Annotated in this window: 16 protein-coding genes; 9 read left to right on the forward strand and 7 right to left on the reverse strand. The window is 58.8% G+C overall.

Features of this window, described 5'->3' with window-relative positions:
- The first annotated feature begins 190 nt into the window (after positions 1-190).
- Positions 191-466: a DUF1652 domain-containing protein gene (locus tag ACA070_RS15760; RefSeq protein ID WP_497447388.1), complete on the forward strand. Its 276-nt coding sequence runs from the start codon at positions 191-193 to the stop codon at positions 464-466.
- 56 nt (positions 467-522) lie between these two features.
- Here the strand turns inward: ACA070_RS15760 and ACA070_RS15765 are convergent, their stop codons facing one another.
- Positions 523-2997 (reverse strand): UvrD-helicase domain-containing protein, encoded by a 2475-nt coding sequence (locus tag ACA070_RS15765; RefSeq protein ID WP_497447389.1) that lies wholly within the window; start codon positions 2995-2997, stop codon positions 523-525.
- A 279-nt stretch (positions 2998-3276) separates the two neighbouring features.
- Between ACA070_RS15765 and ACA070_RS15770 the strand changes: the two genes are divergently transcribed.
- A complete protein-coding gene (locus ACA070_RS15770; RefSeq protein WP_462027109.1) occupies positions 3277-3972 on the forward strand; it encodes a pirin family protein in 696 nt (231 codons plus the stop codon).
- A gap of 186 nt (positions 3973-4158) precedes the next feature.
- On the opposite strand, the gene pgm is transcribed toward ACA070_RS15770, so the two are convergent.
- From pgm to ACA070_RS15790, 4 genes are all read right to left on the reverse strand, one after another.
- Entirely contained in the window at positions 4159-5805 is a 1647-nt protein-coding gene (gene pgm / locus ACA070_RS15775) for a phosphoglucomutase (alpha-D-glucose-1,6-bisphosphate-dependent) (protein WP_497447390.1), read from the reverse strand.
- A gap of 121 nt (positions 5806-5926) precedes the next feature.
- The gene (locus ACA070_RS15780; protein WP_497447391.1) at positions 5927-7327 is read right to left on the reverse strand and encodes an aminotransferase-like domain-containing protein; all 1401 of its coding nucleotides are present in this window, start codon (positions 7325-7327) and stop codon (positions 5927-5929) included.
- A 55-nt stretch (positions 7328-7382) separates the two neighbouring features.
- The gene (locus ACA070_RS15785; protein WP_497447392.1) at positions 7383-8861 is read right to left on the reverse strand and encodes a hypothetical protein; all 1479 of its coding nucleotides are present in this window, start codon (positions 8859-8861) and stop codon (positions 7383-7385) included.
- Between the two features lie 559 nt (positions 8862-9420).
- A complete protein-coding gene (locus ACA070_RS15790; protein WP_131058575.1) occupies positions 9421-10443 on the reverse strand; it encodes a zinc-dependent alcohol dehydrogenase family protein in 1023 nt (340 codons plus the stop codon).
- A gap of 269 nt (positions 10444-10712) precedes the next feature.
- Between ACA070_RS15790 and ACA070_RS15795 the strand changes: the two genes are divergently transcribed.
- The 4 genes from ACA070_RS15795 to ACA070_RS15810 all read left to right on the forward strand — a co-directional run bounded on the left by ACA070_RS15795 (position 10713) and on the right by ACA070_RS15810 (position 17823).
- Positions 10713-11630: a LysR family transcriptional regulator gene (locus tag ACA070_RS15795; RefSeq protein ID WP_257605177.1), complete on the forward strand. Its 918-nt coding sequence runs from the start codon at positions 10713-10715 to the stop codon at positions 11628-11630.
- Positions 11631-11941: 311 nt separating this feature from the next.
- Positions 11942-13195, forward strand: coding sequence for a multidrug efflux RND transporter periplasmic adaptor subunit MexE (gene mexE / locus ACA070_RS15800; protein WP_438660113.1), 1254 nt, complete (start codon positions 11942-11944; stop codon positions 13193-13195).
- A gap of 15 nt (positions 13196-13210) precedes the next feature.
- Positions 13211-16405, forward strand: coding sequence for an efflux RND transporter permease subunit (locus ACA070_RS15805; RefSeq protein WP_497447393.1), 3195 nt, complete (start codon positions 13211-13213; stop codon positions 16403-16405).
- A complete protein-coding gene (locus tag ACA070_RS15810; RefSeq protein ID WP_497447394.1) occupies positions 16402-17823 on the forward strand; it encodes an efflux transporter outer membrane subunit in 1422 nt (473 codons plus the stop codon). Before ACA070_RS15805 ends, ACA070_RS15810 begins: the two co-directional genes overlap by 4 nt.
- A gap of 57 nt (positions 17824-17880) precedes the next feature.
- Here the strand turns inward: ACA070_RS15810 and ACA070_RS15815 are convergent, their stop codons facing one another.
- The gene (locus tag ACA070_RS15815; RefSeq protein WP_497447395.1) at positions 17881-18033 is read right to left on the reverse strand and encodes a hypothetical protein; all 153 of its coding nucleotides are present in this window, start codon (positions 18031-18033) and stop codon (positions 17881-17883) included.
- Between the two features lie 182 nt (positions 18034-18215).
- Between ACA070_RS15815 and ACA070_RS15820 the strand changes: the two genes are divergently transcribed.
- From ACA070_RS15820 to ACA070_RS15830, 3 genes are all read left to right on the forward strand, one after another.
- On the forward strand, positions 18216-19271 hold the full coding sequence (locus ACA070_RS15820; RefSeq protein ID WP_497447396.1) for a tetratricopeptide repeat protein: 1056 nt from the start codon (positions 18216-18218) through the stop codon (positions 19269-19271).
- Positions 19272-19394: 123 nt separating this feature from the next.
- Positions 19395-20897, forward strand: coding sequence for an ATPase domain-containing protein (locus ACA070_RS15825; RefSeq protein WP_497447397.1), 1503 nt, complete (start codon positions 19395-19397; stop codon positions 20895-20897).
- Between the two features lie 14 nt (positions 20898-20911).
- Positions 20912-22564, forward strand: coding sequence for an ATP-binding protein (locus ACA070_RS15830; protein ID WP_497451958.1), 1653 nt, complete (start codon positions 20912-20914; stop codon positions 22562-22564).
- 29 nt (positions 22565-22593) lie between these two features.
- Here the strand turns inward: ACA070_RS15830 and ACA070_RS15835 are convergent, their stop codons facing one another.
- A complete protein-coding gene (locus tag ACA070_RS15835) occupies positions 22594-22971 on the reverse strand; it encodes a response regulator (RefSeq protein ID WP_010460444.1) in 378 nt (125 codons plus the stop codon).
- Between the last annotated feature and the right edge of the window lie 55 nt (positions 22972-23026).

The following is a 23026-nucleotide window of genomic DNA, read 5'->3' on the forward strand; positions in this document are numbered from 1 at the left end:
AAGAGCAAGCCAGCCCCGGCACATGATCCACATCAAAAAAACGCAAGCAATCGCCAAACAGACTGAAAAAAATCACATGGTTTTCACATCCGGATGCTACTTTTAAAGGCAGTCACCGGTTGAGCCATTGAAGGCTCTTCCCTCCTAACATGAGCTAAAGGAAGCGCTCGATGAAGAAGGCGGGCAACACATGAATAAAGGGTCTTTCAGCAAAGTTACGTTTCCAAACGCCTGCCAGCTGATGCGCTGGCATTTTCATCCCATGGGATTCGAGGCGAGCATGGACGCGCCGGGCAGCATGATTGCCCGCCTGTTTGACCGCGCCAGTGGCGAGACCATGATCGCCATTGCAGGCATTCCTTGCGCTACCGTGATGAATGCCGCGGACGTAGAACGAATAATCGAAGCCGTGGAAGACGAACTTGAGTCTTTCATTCCTCCAATGGCTTTCAAGAGTTATGCCTGAAGGTCAAACGACCAGCAAAAAGCCCACATCTTGTGGGCTTTTTTGTGGGGTTCAGGTCACGCCAGTTTTTGACCCTGGCGGTGATCCGCGAAGAACGGCTTGTCCTTGCCAACCCGGTCGGACGCCTTGGGCATATTCGCCGCCTGAGTGTCCTGGCCATCGACATACCAGTAGCAATGACTCACCGCCCGAGTAATGCCGACGTAAGCCAGTCGCAGGATTTCGTCTTTCTGTGCGTTGTCGTACGGCTCGTTGTCACCCGACTTGCCAAGTCCGGCCATACGATAGACCTGGTTCTTGTAAGGAGAGCTGGTCAGGTGCTGGCAATCGCCGAGCAAAAAAACCGCGTCAGCTTGCAGGCCTTTGGCGCTGTGATAAGTCAGTTGTTTGATCCGGCGCGCCTCGTACGGCAAGCTAGAATCTACATTAACTACCGACTGAATATGCTGCTCTATCAATAACTTATCGCTGCTTTTTCGATACAGCATCAAGATTGAATCACCCTGTCTGTAATGCTGAATCAAGCGTTGGGCCATGCCTTGATCGTCCCTATCCATGACGTTCACCGGCAGCAGCGCCTTGGGTTCACCGCTGGCCTTGGCCTTCTTTCCTGCGATCGATGGCGCCGCGCGGACGATATGTTCGGCAGCATCAATGATGTGCTGATGACTGCGGAAGTTGTCACTGAGCATCACTTTCGTAGTGCCAGGTGATGGGAACTCCTTGTTGAATTCCATGAAGTACGTCGGCGAACTGCCGCGCCAGCCATAAATTGACTGCCAGTCATCGCCGACGCAGAGCAAAGATGACCGTTGCGCGCCACGCCCCACGTGCATCGCCGGGCCGCGACTGCGGATCTCGGCCAGACTTGCGCGGATCCACGAGACAATTTGCGGCGATACGTCTTGAAATTCGTCGATCATCAGATGAGACAAAGGCCTCAGCAGCTCATCGCTCAGCAATTTCAGGTTTTCCGGGGAATGCTCGCTGAACAAGGCAAACATCCGGTTGTAGGTCATTACCGGCGGCTTCTGGTCGAGCAAGTGATCTTCAAGGGCGCGCCAGAACAGGCTCAAGGCCTCGAAGAAAAACCGGTCCGGGTCATCCTTGGCGAAACTCATCTGGCCGACGGCATTCGGCACATCCAGCCCCAGGTTTTCGATAAAACCGGCGGCAGCCACAAAACAGTCCAGCAAGGGAGCCGACCCCAGCTCCCCTTTGACCTTGTAATCAAAGCCAGGCCCGGCGCTGGCATCGCCTGCGAGGGAGGCTAAAACGCGCTTCGATGATTCGTAACTATCAAACCATATCAATGGCTTACGGCAGAAAGCTTGAAACAGGGTGCGCTTTACTGCCCATTCCGCACGAACGGTTAACTTGGCATTCGGGCGACTGACTTGCGGATTTTCCCGAGGGTCAAATCCCAGCACCACCCAGGCATCCAGCGTCGGGATGTAGCCGTGACAATGGAAAATCGCACCATTGATGTCGAAGGTCTGACGTTTGGGCTCGATGCCTTGGATCGGCCAGGCGCCGGCGCGAAACCACAGATCCTCAATCGTGTCGCAAAGCTCCTCGTCGCGTTTGGCCGCCAATTCGGTCACCGCCATGCGCTTCTGCACGTCAGGGTGATCGCGCTCCAACTCCTTGAGCTGCAAGGCGTGACGGGACAATGGCTTGATCAGCTCGCGAAAACGTTCATCGCGGGTGTGCAGGCTGTGAAAACAGGCATTGAGTTGCTGACGCTGGGCGTCGTTGATGCGCAAATCGAAAGGATTGCTGTCGACCTCCTCATCGCCGTTGTGTGCGCGATTGCTGAGGTTTTCGAACGCTTGCAGACGCTCGAAGCCCGGCAAGCTGCGAACCATTGGCAGAATTCGCGAGTGGAAGGTGCGCACCAGATCCCGCGCCTCTTTGAGGCTCAACGCCCGGCCCCACAGTGCAAACAGTTCGATCAGCTTATTAATGAAGTCTTTGCGCGACTCGCGGGTGAAGGTCACCACGGTCATCGAACTCAGCTCGAACCCCAGATAATGGGTCAGCAGCAAGATGCGCAGTACCAAAGTCGTCGACTTGCCCGCTCCGGCCCCGGCAATCACCGACGTCGAAGGCGTGTCGCTGAAAATCATCTTCCACTGGGCAGCGCTTGGCTGGGCGTGCGGTGGCAGCAGTCGGGCGACATCGGCCTTCATGCGCTTCTTCAACTCGGCGCTCAATGGCAGGCGCCAATCGTCGAACAAGTTGTCGTCCACGTTAGGTGGCCGATGCTCGGCTGAACGCGAATCGCGGATCAACAGAACCTGCCGACCCTCTTCCAACCCCTCGGCTTTCCCTTCTTTATAGCCGTAATCAACACCGGCGCTGTGACCACTGCGAAAACCGTCGGCTTGCCCGTGCAGCCACGACGCACGGTGTTGCGCTCGCAATCGGGTAAGGCCGTGACCGAAGAATCGGGCAGCCAGGCGCTTGAGCAATGGCATCTCGGCCAGGGGACGAAGTTCGGGAGGAAGATCGGGGGTGTGTTGCGGCACGCGGACTGACTCCAGGGTGTGAGGCTGTTGAGGGCTATGGTGTCCGTATTTGCCGTTGAGTTCTAGTGAAATGCTTACAGGTCATTGGCTTATACGATGAAGTGAAGGCTGGGTGAGAATGTTTCGAGGTTATTTGATATCAACTAATTCGATCATGATGAGGCATTTTTTACGCTTTTTATCGATTGGTGCCTGATAGATGATGCTCGCCATCAACCACCGGTTCTCGTTTCGTGGCCCAGGCGCTCTGCCCCATGACGAACCTTTCAGGAGACGATCATGCTTGAACTCAGACCTTTCAACTCGCTGGGCGGCGCCCACCATGGCTGGTTGGATGCGCATCACCACTTTTCGTTCGCCGAGTACCACGACCCGAAACGTATGAACTGGGGCAACCTGCGAGTATGGAACGACGACGTGATCGCCTCGGGTACCGGGTTTCCGAAACACCCGCACCGGGACATGGAAATCATTACCTACGTTCGTGAAGGTGCAATTACCCACGAAGACAACCTGGGTAACAAGGGTCGCACCGAAGCGGGCGATGTTCAGGTCATGAGCGCCGGTACCGGGATTGCCCACAGCGAATACAACCTCGAAGCGGGCGAAACCAGGATCTTCCAGATCTGGATCATCCCGAACGAGTCCGGTCTGGCCCCCTCCTGGGGTGCCAAGCCTTTCCCGAAAGGCCAGCGCGAAGGTTTCGTGACTTTGGCCAGCGGCAAGACGGGTGACGATCAAAGCCTGCGCATACGTGCCGATGCGCGGCTGGTGGCGGCGAATCTGAAGGCCGGTGAGTCCGCCGAATATCGCCTGGACAGCGGCCGTCGCGCTTACCTGGTTCCGGCCACCGGTGTCATTGAAGTCAATGGCTTGCGTGCACAAGCTCGAGACGGTGTGGCCGTCGCGGATGAGCAGGTGTTGCGAGTGACTGCAGTTGAGGACAGCGAGATCGTGTTGGTGGATCTGGCTTGATCGGGTAAACGAAGAGCAAAAAAAGGGGCGACCGGTAATGGTCGCCCCTTTTTACATCTGAATTTTGACTGGCCGTGCTGGCGCCTTCGCGGGCAAGCCTCGCTCCTACAAGACAGGTGTCGCCCACAGTCATGTGATCGACTCCGTCCTTGTAGGAGCGAGGCTTGCCCGCGAAGGGGCCCTCAATCACTTCGCAGAAATCGCGCCATCCACCAGCGTTTGAGCTTCAGCTACCAACTGCTTGAGGTGGTCATCACTGACGAAACTCTCGGCGTAGATCTTGTAGATGTCCTCCGTCCCCGAAGGCCGTGCCGCGAACCAGCCGTTCTCGGTCATGACTTTCAAACCGCCGATGGCCTGGTCGTTACCCGGCGCATGGCTGAGGATGACCTGGATCGCTTCGCCGGCCAGCTCGGTCGAAGTGACCTGATCCGGTGACAGCTTGCTCAACAAGGCTTTCTGTTCAGGAGTGGCCTTGGCGTCGACGCGTACCGAGAACGGTTCGCCGAGCTCGTCGGTCAATGCACGGTAGGCCTGGCTCGGGTCGCGGCCGGTGCGAGCGGTCATTTCCGCGGCCAGCAATGCCGGAATCAAGCCGTCCTTGTCGGTGCTCCAGACGCCGCCATCCTTGCGCAGGAACGAGGCACCCGCGCTTTCTTCGCCGCCAAAGCCCAGCGAGCCGTCGAACAGACCGTCAGCAAACCATTTGAAGCCGACCGGTACTTCGTACAGGCGACGGCCCAGACGCTTGGCCACACGATCGATCATGCCGCTGCTGACCACGGTTTTGCCCACGGCAGCGTCGGCGCGCCACTGCGGACGGTTCTGGAACAGGTAGTCGATAGACACGGCGAGGTAGCTGTTCGGTGCCAGCAAACCACCGGACGGGGTCACGATGCCGTGGCGATCGTGATCCGGGTCGCAGCCGAACGCTACGTCAAAGCGATCTTTGAGACCGATCAGGCCTTGCATGGCATGGCTCGACGATGGGTCCATGCGGATTTGCCCGTCCCAGTCGACTGTCATGAAACGGAACGTCGGATCGACCTGTTTGTTGACCACTTCCAGGTCCAGACGGTAATGCTCGGCAATCGCCGACCAGTAGCGCACCCCTGCTCCGCCCAGCGGATCAACACCCAGATGCAGCTTGGCATCACGGATGGCGTCGAAGTCGATCACGTTGATCAGGTCGGCGACATAGGTGTTGAGGTAATCGTGACGATGGGTCGTGCCGGCCTTCAGCGCCTGCTCGTAGCTGATGCGTTTGACGCCGGCCAGCTTGTTGCCCAGCAGCTCATTGGCCTTGGCCTCGATCCACTTGGTGATGTGGGTATCGGCCGGCCCGCCGTTGGTGGGGTTGTATTTGTAGCCACCGCTTTGCGGCGGGTTGTGCGACGGAGTAATGACGATACCGTCCGCCAGACCCGAAGTACGGCCGCGGTTGTAGCAAAGAATCGCGTGGGAAATTGCCGGGGTCGGCGTGTATTCGTCACCCTCGGCGATCATCACGGTGACGCCGTTCGCGGCCAGCACTTCCAGGGCGCTGGCGCCGGCCGGAGTGGACAGCGCGTGGGTATCGATACCGACGAACAGCGGGCCGTCGATGCCTTGGGCTTCGCGGTACAGGCAAATCGCCTGGCTGATCGCCAGAACGTGCCATTCGTTGAAACTCAGGTCGAACGAGCTGCCTCGGTGTCCGGACGTGCCGAAGGCGACGCGCTGGGTAGAGATGGCGGCATCAGGCTGGCCGGTGTAATAGGCCGTTACCAGTCGCGGGATGTCGACCAACAATTCTGCCGGTGCCGGTTTGCCCGCAAAAGGACTGAGTGTCATGCAAAACCTCTGGAATAGAGTGGTTCAGGAATAGGAACGCAGTTTACTGGCAGTTTGACCGTAGCGCGACGTTATCGATCCCGAGCGAAATGTTATCAATCTCCAAAGTCCCCGACCCTGCTCAATCGATAGATTCCAGTCGCAATGCATCGCCCAACAAACCCATGGCCGCCGCGAGGTCGTGGTCGCCGCCGAAGGTATGGCTCAGGCGCAAGTGTTGCGTGTGCAACCCCTGAAGGCTGAACAGCTCCCCTGGCGCGATCACCACCTGGTGTCTGAGCAGACGCTGGAACACCCGGCGCACATCGACCTGGCGCAATGACCGGACCCAGATCGTCGCACCGCCCAAGGGTTCGACGAAATGCAAGGCATCGCCCAGGCGCTCCTGCAACAGCTGGGTCATGTGCACTTTGCGATCCCTGAGCAACCGTCGCAACACCACCAGGTGCTGATCGATTCGCCCGTTGCTGTACAGCCGTGCGATGGCTTTCTGGCGAATCGGCGACAACCGGAAAGAACGCAACAAAAAATGCCGCTGCAGTTCGGCGCTCAGTTGCCGCGAGAGCAAATAGCCGTAGGGTGCCTCCGGCCCGATGGATTTTTCGAATGTCGAGAACACGATCAGTCGATCCGGGTTCAGCAGATCGCGAAAACGCGGGCCTTCGGCCTCGAATTCGAGTTCGCCGTAGCAGTCGTTCTCCAATACCCAACTGCCATGACGCTCCAGTAGTTGAGCGGCTGACTGCCTGTTGCTGCGGGAAGCCATACTGCCACGCGGCATGTTGAGGCCGGATGAAAGCATGACCAGCCGCACCGGCTCGGTCTCCAGCAGTTGCGTCAGCTGCTCAAGGTCCAGGCTGCCACTGGCTTGCAAGGGCAGCTCGATGACGTGGACGTCAGCGTCCTGGAGCAAGCGCAGAATCGTCCAGTCGCAGGGCGATTCGACGACAACCTTGGCGTCTTTGAGACACAGCACCGCAATCAGTATTTCCAGCACCCCACGCAAATCGGCGCCGATATAGACATCGTCGGCGTGCCAGCAACGTGCTGGAGAGGAGGTATAGCGCGCGGCCAGGGCGGCTCGCAGCTCCAGTTCGCCGCAAGGTTGTGAAGTCGGTTGCGGCTGGCGCGGATACTGGCGCAGCAGTTCTCTTTCAAGCAGCAATAACGGGCTGTCCAGGGGCTGTAACAACGCCGGCTCATCCGCGCTCAACACCAGCATTCCCGGACGCCTGGCGTTCACATAGACAGTCTCGAGCAAATCATTGCCGCTGCTGAGCGGGCGAATGGATGACACGGGCAGCGCGTAATAACCGGACTTGGCGACCGAATACACCCGCCCTTCCTTTTCCAGCAGCGAATAGGCGTACTGAATCGTCGAAATCGACACACTCAGACGGTCCGCCAACTGCCGCAACGAAGGAAGACGGACTCGCGTGTCGCTGACCGGTTCGTTGATGAGGTTAGTCAGGTAACGGTACACCGCCTGATAAGCGAAGTCGGTTTCGCGTGGGCCCTTCATGGGTAATGACCGAATGCGCAGCGCTTATGGGTGGACGCGGTAAAACCGGGCACTTTCAACGACCCGTTGACCGTTCGCCATTCGCGGCGGCGCCCGCGTCGAGGTCCAACGCTTGCACACCCGAATCGTCGATCGCCGTGCCGGGTTCCTCGCCCCTGGCCACCGGCCCCATGCGGTAAAGCGTGCCAATCAAGCTGACGGGCAAGCCGCTGACGTCAACCATCCATTGCAGAACCTGCTCGGGCGCCGGGTTGCCCTGCATCGCCCGGTGCAGATCAGGCAATGCCACGAGCATCCCGGGGTGGCACTGACGCAGAAAACGCTCAAGCGAGGCGCCGTTCTCGACAAAGGGCGCGAACAGCAAACACACCAGTTGAGCCTCGCTCAAGCCAAGGCTCTTCTGGGCCTCGGCCGTCGCCAATGCACGCTGGTCGAACATTGTCGCCGGGGTACCAAGTGCCTCCATTGCCATCTCGCAAAAGCGCTCGGGAATTTGTTTGCGACGCATCATGACCAAGGCTCGCTGCACGTATTCGGCAACGCCCGCTTCATACGTGCGACCGTGAATGAAACAGGCCTCCAGCCCCCGAACGTGCGCGGAAACTGGAAGGCTGACGAATTCGTTATCGCTGAGCTGAGCGCCCAGTTCGTCAGGTTGAAACCCGAGGAAATCGGTGAGCAGTGGCCAGCGATCTTCCAGGTTGCTGACCAGCATGTCGTGGATATCGATGAAGGTCGTGCGCCGACACGCCTCAAAACATTCGGCCGGGCGCCACTCGGCCTGGGTATGTTCAGGATAAAATTCGCGGTAGCAATCACTGCCCAGTTCATCCAGGCGTGCGAACAGCGCTTCGTAACCGGATTCAGGGTAACTCGACGCCTTGAGACCAGCCTTTCGCGCCGCCCGGTTCAATCCATCCATGAACTGCTTTTGCTGACGAGGGGTATCGCTGCTGACCAACGCATCGACGCCCCGCTCCCACCGGGAGATTTGCCCGTAAAACTCGCCGGCTGCCAGGTACCCGTCGTCCCACAGGTCGAGCGGTTCGTTCCAGGCTCGACGGTGGCCGACCATCAATAGATTGAGGCGATGCGACTCGCGGCCAGCTTCGGAGACCGGCGTCAGGTGGCTGAACGGCAGGACTTCCCTGTTATCGACCATCACCACTTCGACCCGAGGATCGTCGTAGAGAAACAACGCACTGCAGCTGTGATGGATGTTTTCAAGGGCTGTCGAGCTTGCCCCGTTCGTGCGCAAGGTCGCCACTCGCAGCTGGAACGTCGCAGGTGCCCGACCGGCGATGCTCAATTGCGCGGCACGCAGCAGCGCAAGCGTGTAACAACTGTCGCGGCTTCCGGACTGAATCGCCAACACCTTGTATTCGCCGATACGCTCCATGCCACCCGCGGCGACAACCAGACGCTGAATCATCAGCTGCAATGCGGTGCGCTCGGCGCGTGAGAAAAAACTCAGCAATCGCTGCAATACTTGCTGATAAACATAGTTCATTGCCTGTTCATGGGTATGGGTCATCATTGTTTACCTGTTACGCATAGGTTCGATGTCACGCAAACAACTGTATGCATTGCGCAAACGGCTGCCTGTCATGATTAAAGTGTTGTGCTTGATATCAAATGCTAACACTTAGTTTTTCGGTAATTATTTGAAATGAATCGAGCTTACTGGTGATCCCGCCAATGAGCGATTGCCGCAAAGCCCCACAGAGCAAGCGCCTTGAGGCCGTTCGCGAGATCCTAGGAAATATCCGACAGCGTCCCACAGACATGTAGCACGAGAAATAAGGAAAGAAGTCGCCATTAATTTTTCGGCAATTGATCGATAACGCGCTATTTGTCGAGTTTGTATTGCCGGAGTGCGATGAACAGTATCTATCCGATACCCAGCCATAGCTCATTCCTTGAGATGAAAGTAATCATTCAATTATCGGGGCTTATATGCTGATTAGAAGATACAGATTGAGAGCAAAAACCAGTTCAGTTGCTGAACTGATCCGTCGCAGGTTGACGGAACGTCTCGGATTTTCGGAGGGAGAATGCAAAAGTCCGTGCAAGCACGGACTTTTTCAGGGGTATCAGGCCGGTTCGACCTGGAGGGCGACCCGTTCGCGACACGGGCATTCGTCCATGTAGCGGTGTGCTTCGACAAACTCGGAAAACGGGAAGACCCGAGTCTTGAGCGGCAGCAGCACGCGATCAGCGGTCAGCTGGTTGATGTCACGCAAGGCACGTTGCAGTGCGACCTGGTCCTGGATGATGCCCAGCTCCGGCTTGCCGGTGAAGTTGCCGATACAGTGAACGAAGAACTGAATGTTCTTCTGGAACGCTGCGCAGGCCGGGAACGGCGTCTGGTTACCACCTTGCAGGCCGTACAGCACCAGGCTGCCACGAGGCGCGAGCACATCGCCGAGCAACGACATCTGCGGACCGCCAAGGCCATCGAACACCACGTCGACGCCACGGTTGTCGGTGATCTTGTTGATCTGCATCAGCAGATCCTGTTCTTCGGTGACGATGACTTTCTCGGCGCCGAGGGACAGCAGGTACTCACGCTCCTCCGACGTCTTGGTCGCGGCAATGACCCGGATACCCAGTGCCTTGCCCAATTGTACAAAGGACGGACCGGCACAGTGGCTCGCGTCGGTCACCAAGGCAAATTGCCCGGGTTTGACCCGTGCCAGATCGACATAAGCGAAGTAGGCGATCAACAGCGGCGTGTAGTGCACGCTGGCTTCAATCGGGCTGAGCACGTCCGGATAACGGGTCAGTGCCGAGCGCGGCAACACAATCTGCTCGCCGTAGACCGGATAGTCGTTCGGGCTTTCAGCCGGGAAGCTGGCGACCTTGTCACCGACCGCCAGGTCATCGACGCCCTCGCCGACCGCCGTTACGACGCCGGACATTTCATGGCCAAGGCCAGAAGGCAGACGAGCGTGGGATGAGGCCAGGTTCTGGCGCCAGAGAATGTCGTACCAGCTGATGCCAATCGCCTCGACGCGCACCTGCACTTCGCCCGGAGCAGGGAGAGCGGCCGCATGCTCTTCGCATTTGAGCACCTCGGCTGGACCAAACTTGTGAAAACGGATCGTGCGTGACATCGCAAACCTCGTCAAAGAAACCTCTAATGCCCTGAACTCTATCTGGGCTTTCTACCCAAGACTATCAGTGGCTATTAATAGTCGACATGCCTGTCATTGATTCCGCAGCATCCATTGGATCAACGGTTATCGTAAAAATCCGGAGCATCCGTTCCAGGGAAACTGAATTATTCGGTGCAGAGTAGCAGCCTTTCCCCGTAAGATTCATGCCGGCCATTGTTCTCATATGGCCGCTCTCGTCAAGCTTGATGACTCTGCCAGGACTCCAGATGAATCGTAATGACCTGCGTCGTGTCGACCTGAACCTGTTGATCGTTTTCGAAACACTGATGCATGAGCGCAGTGTGACCCGTGCTGCGGAGAAATTGTTCCTCGGCCAGCCGGCCATCAGCGCGGCGCTGTCGCGCCTGCGCGGGCTGTTCGATGATCCGTTATTCGTGCGTACCGGGCGCAGCATGGAGCCGTCCGCCCGCGCGGTGGAAATCTTCGCCCTGCTCTCCCCGGCACTGGATTCGATTTCCACCGCGGTCAGCCGTGCGGCGGAATTCGATCCGGCCACCAGCACCGCGGTGTTCCGCATTGGCCTGTCGGACGATGTCGAGTTCGCGCTGTTGCCGATGCTGCTCAAGCGCTTGCGTGCCGAGTCACCGGGGATCGTGCTGGTGGTGCGTCGGGCCAACTACATCCTGATGCCGAGCCTGTTGGCCTCGGGTGAGATTTCCATCGGGGTGAGCTACACCGCCGACCTGCCGGCCAACGCCAAGCGCAAAGTGCTGCGTCGCAGCATGCCGAAGCTATTGCGTGCCGATACGGTGCCGGGCCCGTTGAGCCTGGATGATTTCTGCGCCCGCCCCCATGCACTGGTGTCATTTGCCGGTGACCTGAGCGGCTTTATAGATGAAGAACTGGAAAAGCTCGGGCGCAAACGTCATGTGGTGCTCGCGGTGCCGCAGTTCAACGGGCTCAGCACGCTCATCAGCGGCACCGATATTGTCGCGACGGTGCCGGATTACACGGCTGATGCGTTGACAGCGGCTGGCGGTGTGCGGGCTGAAGACCCACCGTTGCCGGTGCGCAGCTTTGAATTGCACATGGCGTGGCGCGGGTCGCAGGATAATGATCCGGGTGAGCGTTGGTTGCGGTCGCGGATTCAGATGTTCTTTGGGGATCCGGATAGTCTGGCCTGACACTGACTTTGTGTTGGGGCTGATGGCCTCTTCGCGGGCAAGCCTCGCTCCTACATTGGAATGCATTTCACTGTAGGAGCGTGGCCTGCCCGCGATGGCCTTAGCATGGTTTCAGGATTTTTCTTTGCATCGGCTGCAACACTGAATTGTCATGAATCCAATTGATTGCTCCTCAATGCAAGGCGCATGCTAGAGGGCTTGCTTCAGCCTCATATCATTCCGAATGATAGTTACCTTCGCTTCATTTGATTCGTGCGATACCACCCCGCCGCTCATCATCCGCCCATCTCAATACATTGGCGGATGCATCCATGGAACAGTCACTCAAACATTTGCGCTTCCCGTTGGCCATGTTGGCCGTACTGGTGATGAGCGCCTGCGGCAAGGCTCCGGAGTCTGCCGCTACCATGCCTGCGGCGAAAGTCAGTGTCGCCAAGGTACTGGAACAACCGGTCAACGAGTGGGACGAATTCACCGGGCGTCTTGAAGCGCCAGAAACCGTAGAAATTCGTCCACGGGTCTCCGGCCAGATTGATGAAGTGGCCTTCACTGAAGGTGCACTGGTCAAGAAAGGCGACTTGCTGTTCCAGATTGATCCACGTCCCTTCCAGGCCGAGGTCCGCCGCCTCGAAGCCCTGGTTGCCCAGGGTCGCGCAAACGCCACCCGCAGCGAAAACGAAGCCCAGCGCGGCGAACGCTTGCGCACCAGTAATGCAATCTCTGCTGAACTTGCCGATTCGCGCACCAGCGCTTCCCAGGAAGCTCGCGCCGCCGTCGGTGCCATCCAGGCTCAACTGGACCTGGCCAAGCTGAATCTGAGCTTCACCCGTGTCACCGCGCCAATCAGTGGTCGCGTCAGCCGTGCGGAAATCACCGCCGGCAACCTGGTGACCGCTGATACCACCGCGCTGACCAGCGTCGTTTCGACTGACAAGGTCTACGCCTACTTCGACGCCGATGAACGTGTGTTCCTCAAGTACACCCAGCTCGCTCGTCAGGGCAAACGCGGCGCCACCACCCCGGTTTACCTCGGCCTGTCCAACGAAGACGGCAACCCGCACCAGGGCGTGATGAACTTCGTCGACAACCAGGTCAACCCGAAAACCGGCACCATCCGCGGTCGCGCTGTCTTTGATAACGCCGACGGACAGTACACCCCTGGCTTGTATGCCCGTTTGAAACTGGTCGGCAGCGGCACCTACTCCGCCGTGCTGATCAATGACGAAGCGGTCGGTACTGACCTGGGTAAAAAATTCGTGCTGGTGATGGATGCCGACAACAAGACAGCCTATCGCGCCGTTGAGCTGGGTCCGAAAATCGAAGGCTTGCGCATCGTGCGCAGCGGCCTGAACAAGGATGACACCGTCATCGTCAAGGGTCTGCAACGGGTTCGCCCTGGCTCGCCGGTCACCCCTGAAGTGATCCCGATGGCCAGTGAACAAACCCTCGCGGCACTCGCACAACAACGACAAGCGCTGGAAGCCAGCAACCTGCCCCAAGTCGCACCTGCCAAGGTCGCGCCGGGTTCGGTTGTGAAACTGGCTGCTGCGACTCCACGCGGTTAAGGGACGACAACTCCGATGAATTTTTCCCAATTCTTCATCTCACGGCCGATCTTCGCAGCGGTACTGTCGCTGCTGATCCTGATCGCCGGTGCCATCTCGCTGTTCCAGTTGCCGATCAGCGAATACCCGGAAGTCGTGCCACCGACCGTTGTGGTCCGTGCCAACTTCCCGGGCGCCAACCCGAAAGTCATCGGTGAAACCGTGGCAGCTCCCTTGGAGCAAGCCATTACCGGCGTCGAGAACATGCTGTACATGTCCTCGCAGTCCACTGCTGACGGCAAGATCACCCTGACCATCACCTTTGCTCTGGGCACCGACCTGGACAACGCACAGGTGCAGGTCCAGAACCGTGTGACCCGGACCGAGCCGAAACTTCCAGAAGAAGTGACGCGTATCGGTATCACCGTCGACAAGGCTTCGCCCGACCTGACCATGGTTGTGCACTTGACCTCGCCGGACAAACGCTACGACATGCTCTACCTGTCCAACTACGCCTTGCTCAACATCAAGGATGAGCTGGCGCGTCTGGGCGGTGTCGGCGACGTGCAGCTGTTCGGTATGGGCGACTACTCGCTGCGGGTCTGGCTTGATCCGAACAAAACCGCTTCGCGTAACCTGACCGCCACCGATGTCGTGACTGCGATTCGTGAACAGAACCGTCAGGTGGCTGCCGGTGCGTTGGGTGCACCACCTGCACCGAATGCCACTGCGTTCCAGCTGTCGGTCAACACTCAGGGCCGTCTGGTTTCTGAAGAAGAGTTCGAGAACATCATCATTCGCTCCGGCGACAACGGTGAAATCACGCGCCTGAAAGACATCGCTCGGATTGAGCTGGGTTCCAGCCAGTACGCCCTGCGTTCTTTGCTGAACAACCAACCGGCGGTGGCGATCCCGATCTTCCAGCGCCCAGGCTCCAACGCGATTCAGATCTCCAACGACGTTCGGGAGAAAATGGCCGAGCTGAAGAAGAACTTCCCGGAAGGCATGGACTTCAGCATCGTCTATGACCCGACGATCTTCGTGCGCGGCTCCATCGAGGCGGTGGTTCACACCCTCTTCGAAGCGCTGATCCTCGTTGTGTTGGTGGTGATCCTGTTCCTGCAAACCTGGCGCGCCTCGATCATCCCGTTGGTGGCGGTGCCGGTTTCGCTGATCGGTACGTTTGCCGTGATGCACTTGTTCGGCTTCTCGCTGAACGCCCTTTCGCTGTTCGGTTTGGTGCTGGCCATCGGTATCGTGGTGGACGACGCCATTGTGGTGGTGGAGAACGTCGAGCGAAACATTGGACTGGGATTGACACCGGTCGAAGCGACCAAGCGGGCCATGCGTGAAGTGACCGGCCCGATCATCGCGACCGCGCTGGTGCTGTGTGCGGTGTTTATCCCGGCGGCGTTCATCTCCGGCTTGACCGGCCAGTTCTACAAACAGTTCGCCTTGACCATTGCGATCTCGACCGTGATCTCGGCGTTCAACTCGCTGACGCTGTCGCCTGCACTGGCTGCTGTGTTGCTCAAAAGCCATGACGCACCGAAAGACCGTTTCTCCAGGGTCCTCGACAAGATCTTCGGTGGCTGGCTGTTCCGTCCATTCAACCGTTTCTTTGACAAGGCCAGCCATGGTTATGTCGGCACTGTAGGCCGGGTTATCCGCAGCAGCGGTATTGCCCTGCTGCTGTACGCAGGCCTGATGGTATTGACCTTCTTCGGTTTCTCCAGCACCCCGACCGGTTTCGTTCCCGGCCAGGACAAGCAATACCTGGTGGCCTTCGCGCAACTGCCGGACGCCTCGAGCCTGGACCGTACCGAAGACGTGATCAAACGCATGTCCGACCTGGCCCTGAAACAGCCTGGCGTGGAAAGTGCGGTGGCCTTCCCCGGCTTGTCAATCAACGGCTTCACCAACAGTCCTAACGCCGGCATCGTGTTTGTGACCCTGAAACCGTTCGACGAGCGCAAAGACCCGAGCATGTCCGCTGGTGCGATTGCCGGTGCACTGAACGGCCAGTTCGCCGGGATTCAAGAAGCCTACATGGCGATCTTCCCGCCGCCGCCGGTACAAGGCCTGGGCACCATTGGTGGTTTCCGCCTGCAGATCGAAGACCGGGGCAACCTGGGTTACGACGAGCTGTACAAAGAAACCATGAACATCATCACCAAGAGCCACAACGTGCCGGAACTGGCCGCCCTGTTCACCAGCTACACCGTGAACGTGCCGCAGGTCGATGCCGCCATCGACCGGGAAAAAGCCAAGACCCACGGCGTGGCCGTCAGCGACATCTTCGACACCCTGCAGATTTACCTGGGTTCGCTGTATGCCAACGACTTCAACCGCTTCGGCCGTACCTACCAGGTCAACGTTCAGGCTGAACAGCAGTTCCGTCTCGAACCGGACCAGATCGGTCAGCTCAAAGTGCGTAACAACAAAGGCGAGATGATTCCGCTGGCGACCTTCATCAAGGTCAGCGACACCTCGGGGCCGGATCGCGTGATGCACTACAACGGCTTCATCACCGCTGAAATCAACGGTGCGGCAGCCCCCGGCTACAGCTCCGGCCAAGCCGAAAAAGCCATCGAGAAACTGCTCAAGGAAGAACTGCCTAACGGCATGACCTACGAATGGACCGACCTGACCTACCAGCAGATTCTGTCCGGCAACACCGCGCTGTTCGTGTTCCCGCTCTGCGTATTGCTGGCGTTCCTGGTGCTCGCGGCTCAGTACGAAAGCTGGAGCCTGCCACTGGCGGTGATCCTGATCGTACCGATGACCCTGCTGTCGGCCATCACCGGTGTGATTGCTTCGGGAGGCGACAACAACATCTTCACCCAGATCGGTTTGATCGTACTGGTGGGACTTGCGTGTAAGAACGCGATTCTGATCGTCGAGTTTGCCAAGGATAAACAGCAGGACGAAGGCCTCAGCCCGCTCGCCGCGGTACTGGAAGCCTGCCGTCTGCGTCTGCGGCCGATCCTGATGACCTCCTTCGCGTTCATCATGGGTGTTGTGCCTCTGGTGTTCTCCAGCGGTGCCGGTGCTGAAATGCGTCATGCCATGGGTGTGGCGGTGTTCTCCGGGATGCTCGGGGTGACCTTCTTCGGTCTGTTGCTGACGCCAGTGTTCTACGTATTGATTCGTAACTTTGTGGAGCGCGGTGAAAAGCGCAAAGCGGCCAAGGCGCTAAAACTGGAAAAGCAACTGGAGGCGCAACAATGAGCCTGAAAGCCTTCCTGCCGAGTCTTCTGGTACTGGCCCTGAGTGCCTGTACCGTCGGCCCGGACTACAAGACCCCAGCGACTGAGCCCGCAAACATCACCACCGCTACCGATGGTGCTGCTGGTCAGAAAAACTTTGACCGCACGCGTTTCGAAGGCATCTGGTGGCAGCAGTTCGAAGACCCGACCCTTAACCAGTTGGTGACTCAATCACTGCAAGGTAACCGTGATTTACGCGTCGCCTTCGCCCGCTGGAAAGCGGCCCGGGCGATCCGCGATGACGTCAGCAATGACGCCATGCCAACCATCACCAGCCGCGCCAGCAGCGATTTGGGTAAAGGTCAGATTCCAGGCCAGACCACCAAGCGGGTCAACAGCGAACGCTACGATCTGGGCCTGGACATGGCATGGGAACTGGACCTGTTTGGCCGTATCCAGCGCAACCTGGAATCCAGCGACGCCGAACAGCAAGCAGCCGAAGCCGATCTGTACCAACTGCAAGTCACCATGATTGCCGAACTGGTGGATGCCTACGGTCAACTGCGCGGTGCACAACTGCGTGAAAAGATTGCCTTGGCCAACCTGAACAACCAGCAGGAGTCGCGCAAGATCACCGAAAGCCTGCGTGATGCCGGCGTCGGCGATCAACTGGACGTGGAGCGTGCCGATGCACGCCTCGCCTCGGTCGAAGCCAGCGTGCCGCAGTTGCAGGCTGAACAGGTTCGGCAGAAAAACCGTATCGCCACCCTGCTGGGTGAACGTCCGGACAAGCTGACCGTCAACCTGAGTCCAAAAGACTTGCCGGCCATCGCCAAGGCGTTGCCGATCGGTGATCCGGGTGAATTGCTGCAACGTCGTCCGGACATCCTCAGCGCCGAGCGCAAACTGGCCTCCGCCACTGCCCGTATCGGCGTGGCCAAGGCTGATTTGTTCCCTCGGGTCAGCCTCAGCGGTTTCCTTGGCTTCACCGCCGGGCGTGGTTCGCAAATCGGTTCCGCGGCGGCCAATGCCTGGGCGCTCGGCCCAAGCATCACTTGGGCAGCGTTTGACCTGGGCAGCGTGCGGGCCCGCCTGCGCGGCGCCGATGCCGATGCCGAAGGCGCTCTGGCGACCTACGAGCAACAAGTGCTGCTGGCGCTGGAAGAATCGGAAAACGCGTTCAGCGACTACGGCAAACGTCAGCAACGGTTGATCTCGCTGATCCGTCAAAGCGAAGCGAGCCGTGCCGCCGCAGACCTGGCCGAAATTCGCTACCGCGAAGGCACTGTGGACTTCCTCGTCTTGCTGGACGCCCAACGTGAGCGCCTGGCAGCCGAAGATACCCAGGCCCTGGCCGAAACCGATCTGTATCGCGGCATTGTCGCGATTTACAAAGCCCTTGGCGGTGGCTGGCAACCCGAGACGGTCGCCAGCAAGTAAGTTTTTAAAGAGCTCCTTTGGTTGGCCGCAACCGACCAAATTTTTTAGCCCTGCGCCTCATTCGGTCGCGGGGCTTTTTTTATCGGTCGAGAAATCAATACAAATCCCTGTGGGAGCGGCGGTGCGGCGATCCGACTTGCTCGCGAAGACGGCGGCACATTCAACATTAATGTTGAGCATTGCCTTGAAGTACGGGAGCAGCGGTTGCATGGGAACGCTCTTTGAGTCATCTCCACCAAGCGTAGTCACTGCTTCATGGCTTCGACGGGTTTCAATGTCGACGCGACCTGTAGGCAAAATCGCCGGCATTGAACTGAGTCAGGGTTTGACTCACACGCCCACCTGACCGAAGCTGACAGCTTTGCAAAAGCCGCCAGCCCCCGGATTCCTGCATGCCCCAGTCCCGCCGCTACTTGCTCATCAGCCTCTGTGTCCTGTTTGCCTTCGCTCTTGCCTGGTTTTTCCTGCGCAGCACGACACCAGTGGTGCCGGAAGCCATCAAGCGCGGATACAGCGAAGCGTTGACCCAGGCGCGCGCCGGGCAACCGGGGGCCGCACGGGTTCTGTACCAGCAATTGGCTCGCCCTGACCTGTCGCCCAAACGTCGTGTCTGGCTGCATGCCGAACTGCCTAATTACCCCAGCCCACAAGCCCTGAAACTGGCGGACGCAGACCTGCAAAACTCCTCGGCCGACGTGCGCATTGCGGCGATCAAAAGCATCGGCGGACTGGTGCCCAGCGGGCAGCGCAGCCTGCTGATCGGCCCGCTACTCGATGACAGCGAACAAAGCGTCCGGTCTGCGGCGATCAACGCGCTGTTGGGCTTGTCGCCGGATGACCTGGGCTTGTATTTCGGGCCGTTGCAGCAAGCCATTGATGCCTGGGAACAGGTCTTGAAGAGCCAGCCGGAAAGCGCCGAAGCCCAATACCAACTGGCCCGCCTGCACCTGCACAACGGCGAATTGAAAGAGACGCAGCAGGCGCTGGAACGCTCGTTGAAGCTGGCCCCGGTCAATCTGCCGGCGCTGGTCATGCAGATTGAAGTCCTGGACAAACAAGGCCAAAGCGACGCAGCCCGGCAATTGCTGGCAAAACAGTTGAAGGCTCAACCCGAGTCGGCCTACCTGCAACATGCCTTGGGGCTTTGGTTGCTGCATCACGGACAAAGCGAATTCGCCCTGCTCGGTCTGTCCAAAGCGGTCGAGATTGATCCGAACAACAAAGATTACCGCTACGACCTGGCGACGACCCTGCATGGCGAGCAAGAACTGGAAGCAGCGCAAAAGCAGTTGCAGGAGATCGTCCAACGCCACCCGGCCGATCGCAAGGCGCGGGTATTGCTGATCAACTACTGGAAGGAAAGCGGACAACTGCAGAACGTGCAGATCCTTTTGGCGCAGTTGGAACAGCTCAATCCTGACGATCCGGCGTTGCAGCAAGGTTTGTAACGGCACCCTCCATCAACCAAAAAGGTTGAACCGTCGCATCGGCAAAAGGTCAAGTGATCAGGCAGTCCATTCAGGCACTTCAGGCCTGCTGCCTCGCTTCCCCTAGTCATGAGAGGGTTTTTTTTGTCTACATCTAACGAGTTGTTCAGTGCAAAAGCCGCCACCGGCATCGAAGGTCTGGATGACATCCTGGCCGGTGGATTGTCCCGCGGCCATGTGTTTTTGCTGGAGGGTGAACCCGGAACCGGCAAAACCACCATCGCATTGCATTTTCTGTTGGCCGGCGCCCGTGCCGGCGAGCGCTCGTTGTACATCACGCTGTCGGAAACCGAGCGCGAACTGCGCCAGGGGGCGTTGTCCCACGGTTGGGAGCTGGATGAAAACATCCACATCTTCGAGCTGACCCCACCTGAAAGCCTGCTCAATGCCGACCATCAGCAGAGCCTCCTGTATTCCTCGGACCTTGAGCTGGGTGAAGCGACCAAACAGATTTTCGAAGTGGTCGAACGGGTCAAGCCGACCCGTGTGGTGCTCGACAGCCTTTCCGAAATCCGCTTGCTGGCCCAGAGTTCCCTGCGTTATCGCCGGCAGATTCTGGCGATCAAGCATTACTTCGTGCGCTACGACGCCACCGTGCTGTTGCTGGATGACCTGACCACCGAATCCCTCGACAAGACCGTCCACAGCGTGGCGCACGGGGTGGTTCGCCTCGAAGAACTGACGCCCAACTATGGCGCCGAACGCCGGCGGATCCGCGTCGTGAAGTACCGCGGCCAGAAGTACCGCGGCGGTTTTCATGACTTCACGATCATGGGCGACGGCGTTCACGTGTTCCCTCGTCTGATCGCGGCGGAACACCGTGGCGGTTACACCCGCCAGCAGTTGACCAGCGGCGTCGACGAAATGGACGCCCTGCTCGGCGGTGGCATCGAGACGGGGTCCAGCACGCTGATTCTCGGCCCGGCCGGTACCGGCAAGTCGCTGATCTCGATGATCTTCGCTGCGGCAGCTGTCGCCCGGGGTGAGAAAGCCGCGCTGTTTATTTTCGACGAAGAGCTGGGTCTGCTGTTCGAACGCATGAAACACATGGGCATCGACCTGCAGGCGCTGCAAGACACCGGCAACCTGCTGATCGAGCAAGTCGACGCCGCCGAACTGTCCCCCGGCGAGTTCTCCCACCGGGTTCGTCGTTGTGTCGATGAGCGCGAGATCAAAACGGTGGTGATCGACAGCATCAACGGCTATCAGGCTGCGATGCCCGAGGAAAACGCACTGGTGCTGCACATGCACGAGCTGCTGCTGTACCTCAATCGCCGAGGCGCCGCGACGTTCATGACAGTGGCCCAACACGGGCTGGTCGGGGACATGCAGGCGCCGGTCGACATTACTTATCTGGCTGACACGGTGATTCTGTTGCGTTACTTCGAAGCTCTGGGCAAGGTCCGCCGGGCCATTTCAATTATCAAGAAACGCACCGGTAGCCATGAATCGACCATCCGCGAATACCGCATCGGCAGCACGGGCATGACCATCGGTGAACCTTTGGATGCATTCCAGGGCGTATTGCGCGGCGTGCCGACCTATATGGGCGCCGGCCAGCCACTCCTTCAGGATGATGTCCGGTGAGGGTTGTCGAGGCGATGTCCGAGCGTGCGATCATTCTCGCGCCGCTGGGACGCGACAGCCAGATTGCGCTGATGATGCTCAACGAAGCGGGTTTCGAAGGCCTGGTGACCCGGGATCTGGGCACGCTGTGCAGCGAGCTCGCGAAAGGTGCCGGCCTGCTGGTGATTGCTTCGGAAGCCTTGCTGGGTTGCGATCTCGAACCGCTGCTGGGTTTGATCGAGCAACAACCGACCTGGTCAGACCTGCCAATCGTACTGCTGACCCATCACGGCGGACCGGAACAGAACCCCGCGTCGCGTCTCGGCCCGCAACTGGGCAACGTGACCTTCCTCGAGCGCCCGTTTCATCCGGTGACGTTGATCAGCCTGGTCACCACTGCGTTGCGCGGGCGACGACGGCAATATGAAGCCAGGGACCGGTTGATAGACCTGAGCCAAAGCGAACTGCGTCTGCAAAACACGTTGGAAACCCTTGAGCAACAGGTCGAGGAACGCACCGCCCAACTGCGACACAACGAAGAAGCCCTCAGGCAGTCGCAGAAAATGGAAGCGGTCGGCCAACTCACCGGCGGCATCGCGCACGACTTCAACAACATGCTGACCGGCATCATCGGCAGCCTTGAGTTGCTGCGTCGACGCCTGGCCCGGGGGCGTACTGATGATCTGGACGGCCTGATCGATCTGGGGGTGACCTCCGCCAATCGCGCGGCAGGCCTGACGCATCGTCTGCTGGCGTTTTCCCGACGCCAGTCACTGGATTCCAAACCGGTGGAAATGAACACCCTGGTGGTGTCCATGGGTGAACTCTTGCAGCGCAGCATCAACGAAAGCATTCACTTGGACATGCAGTTGAGCGAAGACCTGTGGGTGGCCGAGGCTGACCCCAATCAGCTCGAAAGCGCCCTGCTCAACCTGGTGCTGAACGCCCGTGACGCCATGCCTGAAGGCGGAAAACTGGTGGTCAACACTTCAAATCAACACTTGGACAAGGGCTTCACTCAGGTCCACAGCAACCTGCAACCGGGTGATTACGTGGTATTGAGCGTGACCGATACCGGCTGCGGCATGCCGGAGGGTACGATCAGCAGGGCTTTTGACCCGTTCTTCACGACCAAACCGATCGGCCAGGGCACGGGGTTGGGTTTGTCGATGATTTACGGCTTCAGCAAGCAGTCCCGCGGCCACGTGACCATCGAGAGTGAAGTGGGTAACGGCACGACGGTGAGTCTGTATTTGCCGCGCTACAACGGCGATCTGATCGAAGAAACGCTGGTCGATATCGCACACGCGCCTTACGCCCGGAAAGGTGAAACCGTGCTGATCGTCGAGGACGATCCGGCGGTACGCGTGCTGGTCAGCGCGGTATTGAGTGAGTTGGGCTATGCCTTCGTCGAAGCGGGCGATGCCGACAGCGCAGTGCCGATTCTCGACTCCGGCCAGCGAATCGATTTGTTGATCAGCGATGTGGGGTTGCCTGGAATGAATGGCCGGCAACTGGCAGAAATCGGTCGGCAATACCGGCCTGATCTCAAGGTGTTGTTCATCACCGGTTATGCCGAACACGCGGCGGTGCGCGGCGGCTTCCTCGACCCTGGCATGCAGATGATCACGAAGCCGTTCACCTTCGACCTGTTGACGGCCAAGGTGCGGGAGATGATCCGAATCTGAAAGCCCCCATGACGGGGGCTTCGGGGCATTTACGACAGCATGTCCTGCATTAGCTCTTGCAGCACATCCAGATCGAAAGGCTTGCCGAGGATCGGCGCCTTGCGCGTGATCGGGCTGTCGGTCTCGCGGATTTCCTGCGGATAACCGCTGATAAAAATCACTTTGAGTTCCGGTCGCAGCTTCACGGCAGGCTCGGCGATCTGCACGCCGGAAATCCCGCCGGGCAGGCGAAAGTCCGTGATCATCATGTCCAGGTGCGGCTTGCTCGCCAGTATTTCGAAGGCCTGCTCGCCGTTTTCGGCCTGCAGCACCCGGTAACCCTCACCCGACAAGTAAGCGGACAATACCATCAGAATCGAGGGGTCATCCTCGACAATGAGTACTACATCTTGTGCATCTTCACTCATGGGAAGCCTTTGTTCGGTCAATAGCTGCTGATACGACCATGGGGTCGATCAGAGG

It is taken from the genome of Pseudomonas sp. LBUM1678, assembly GCF_059695575.1.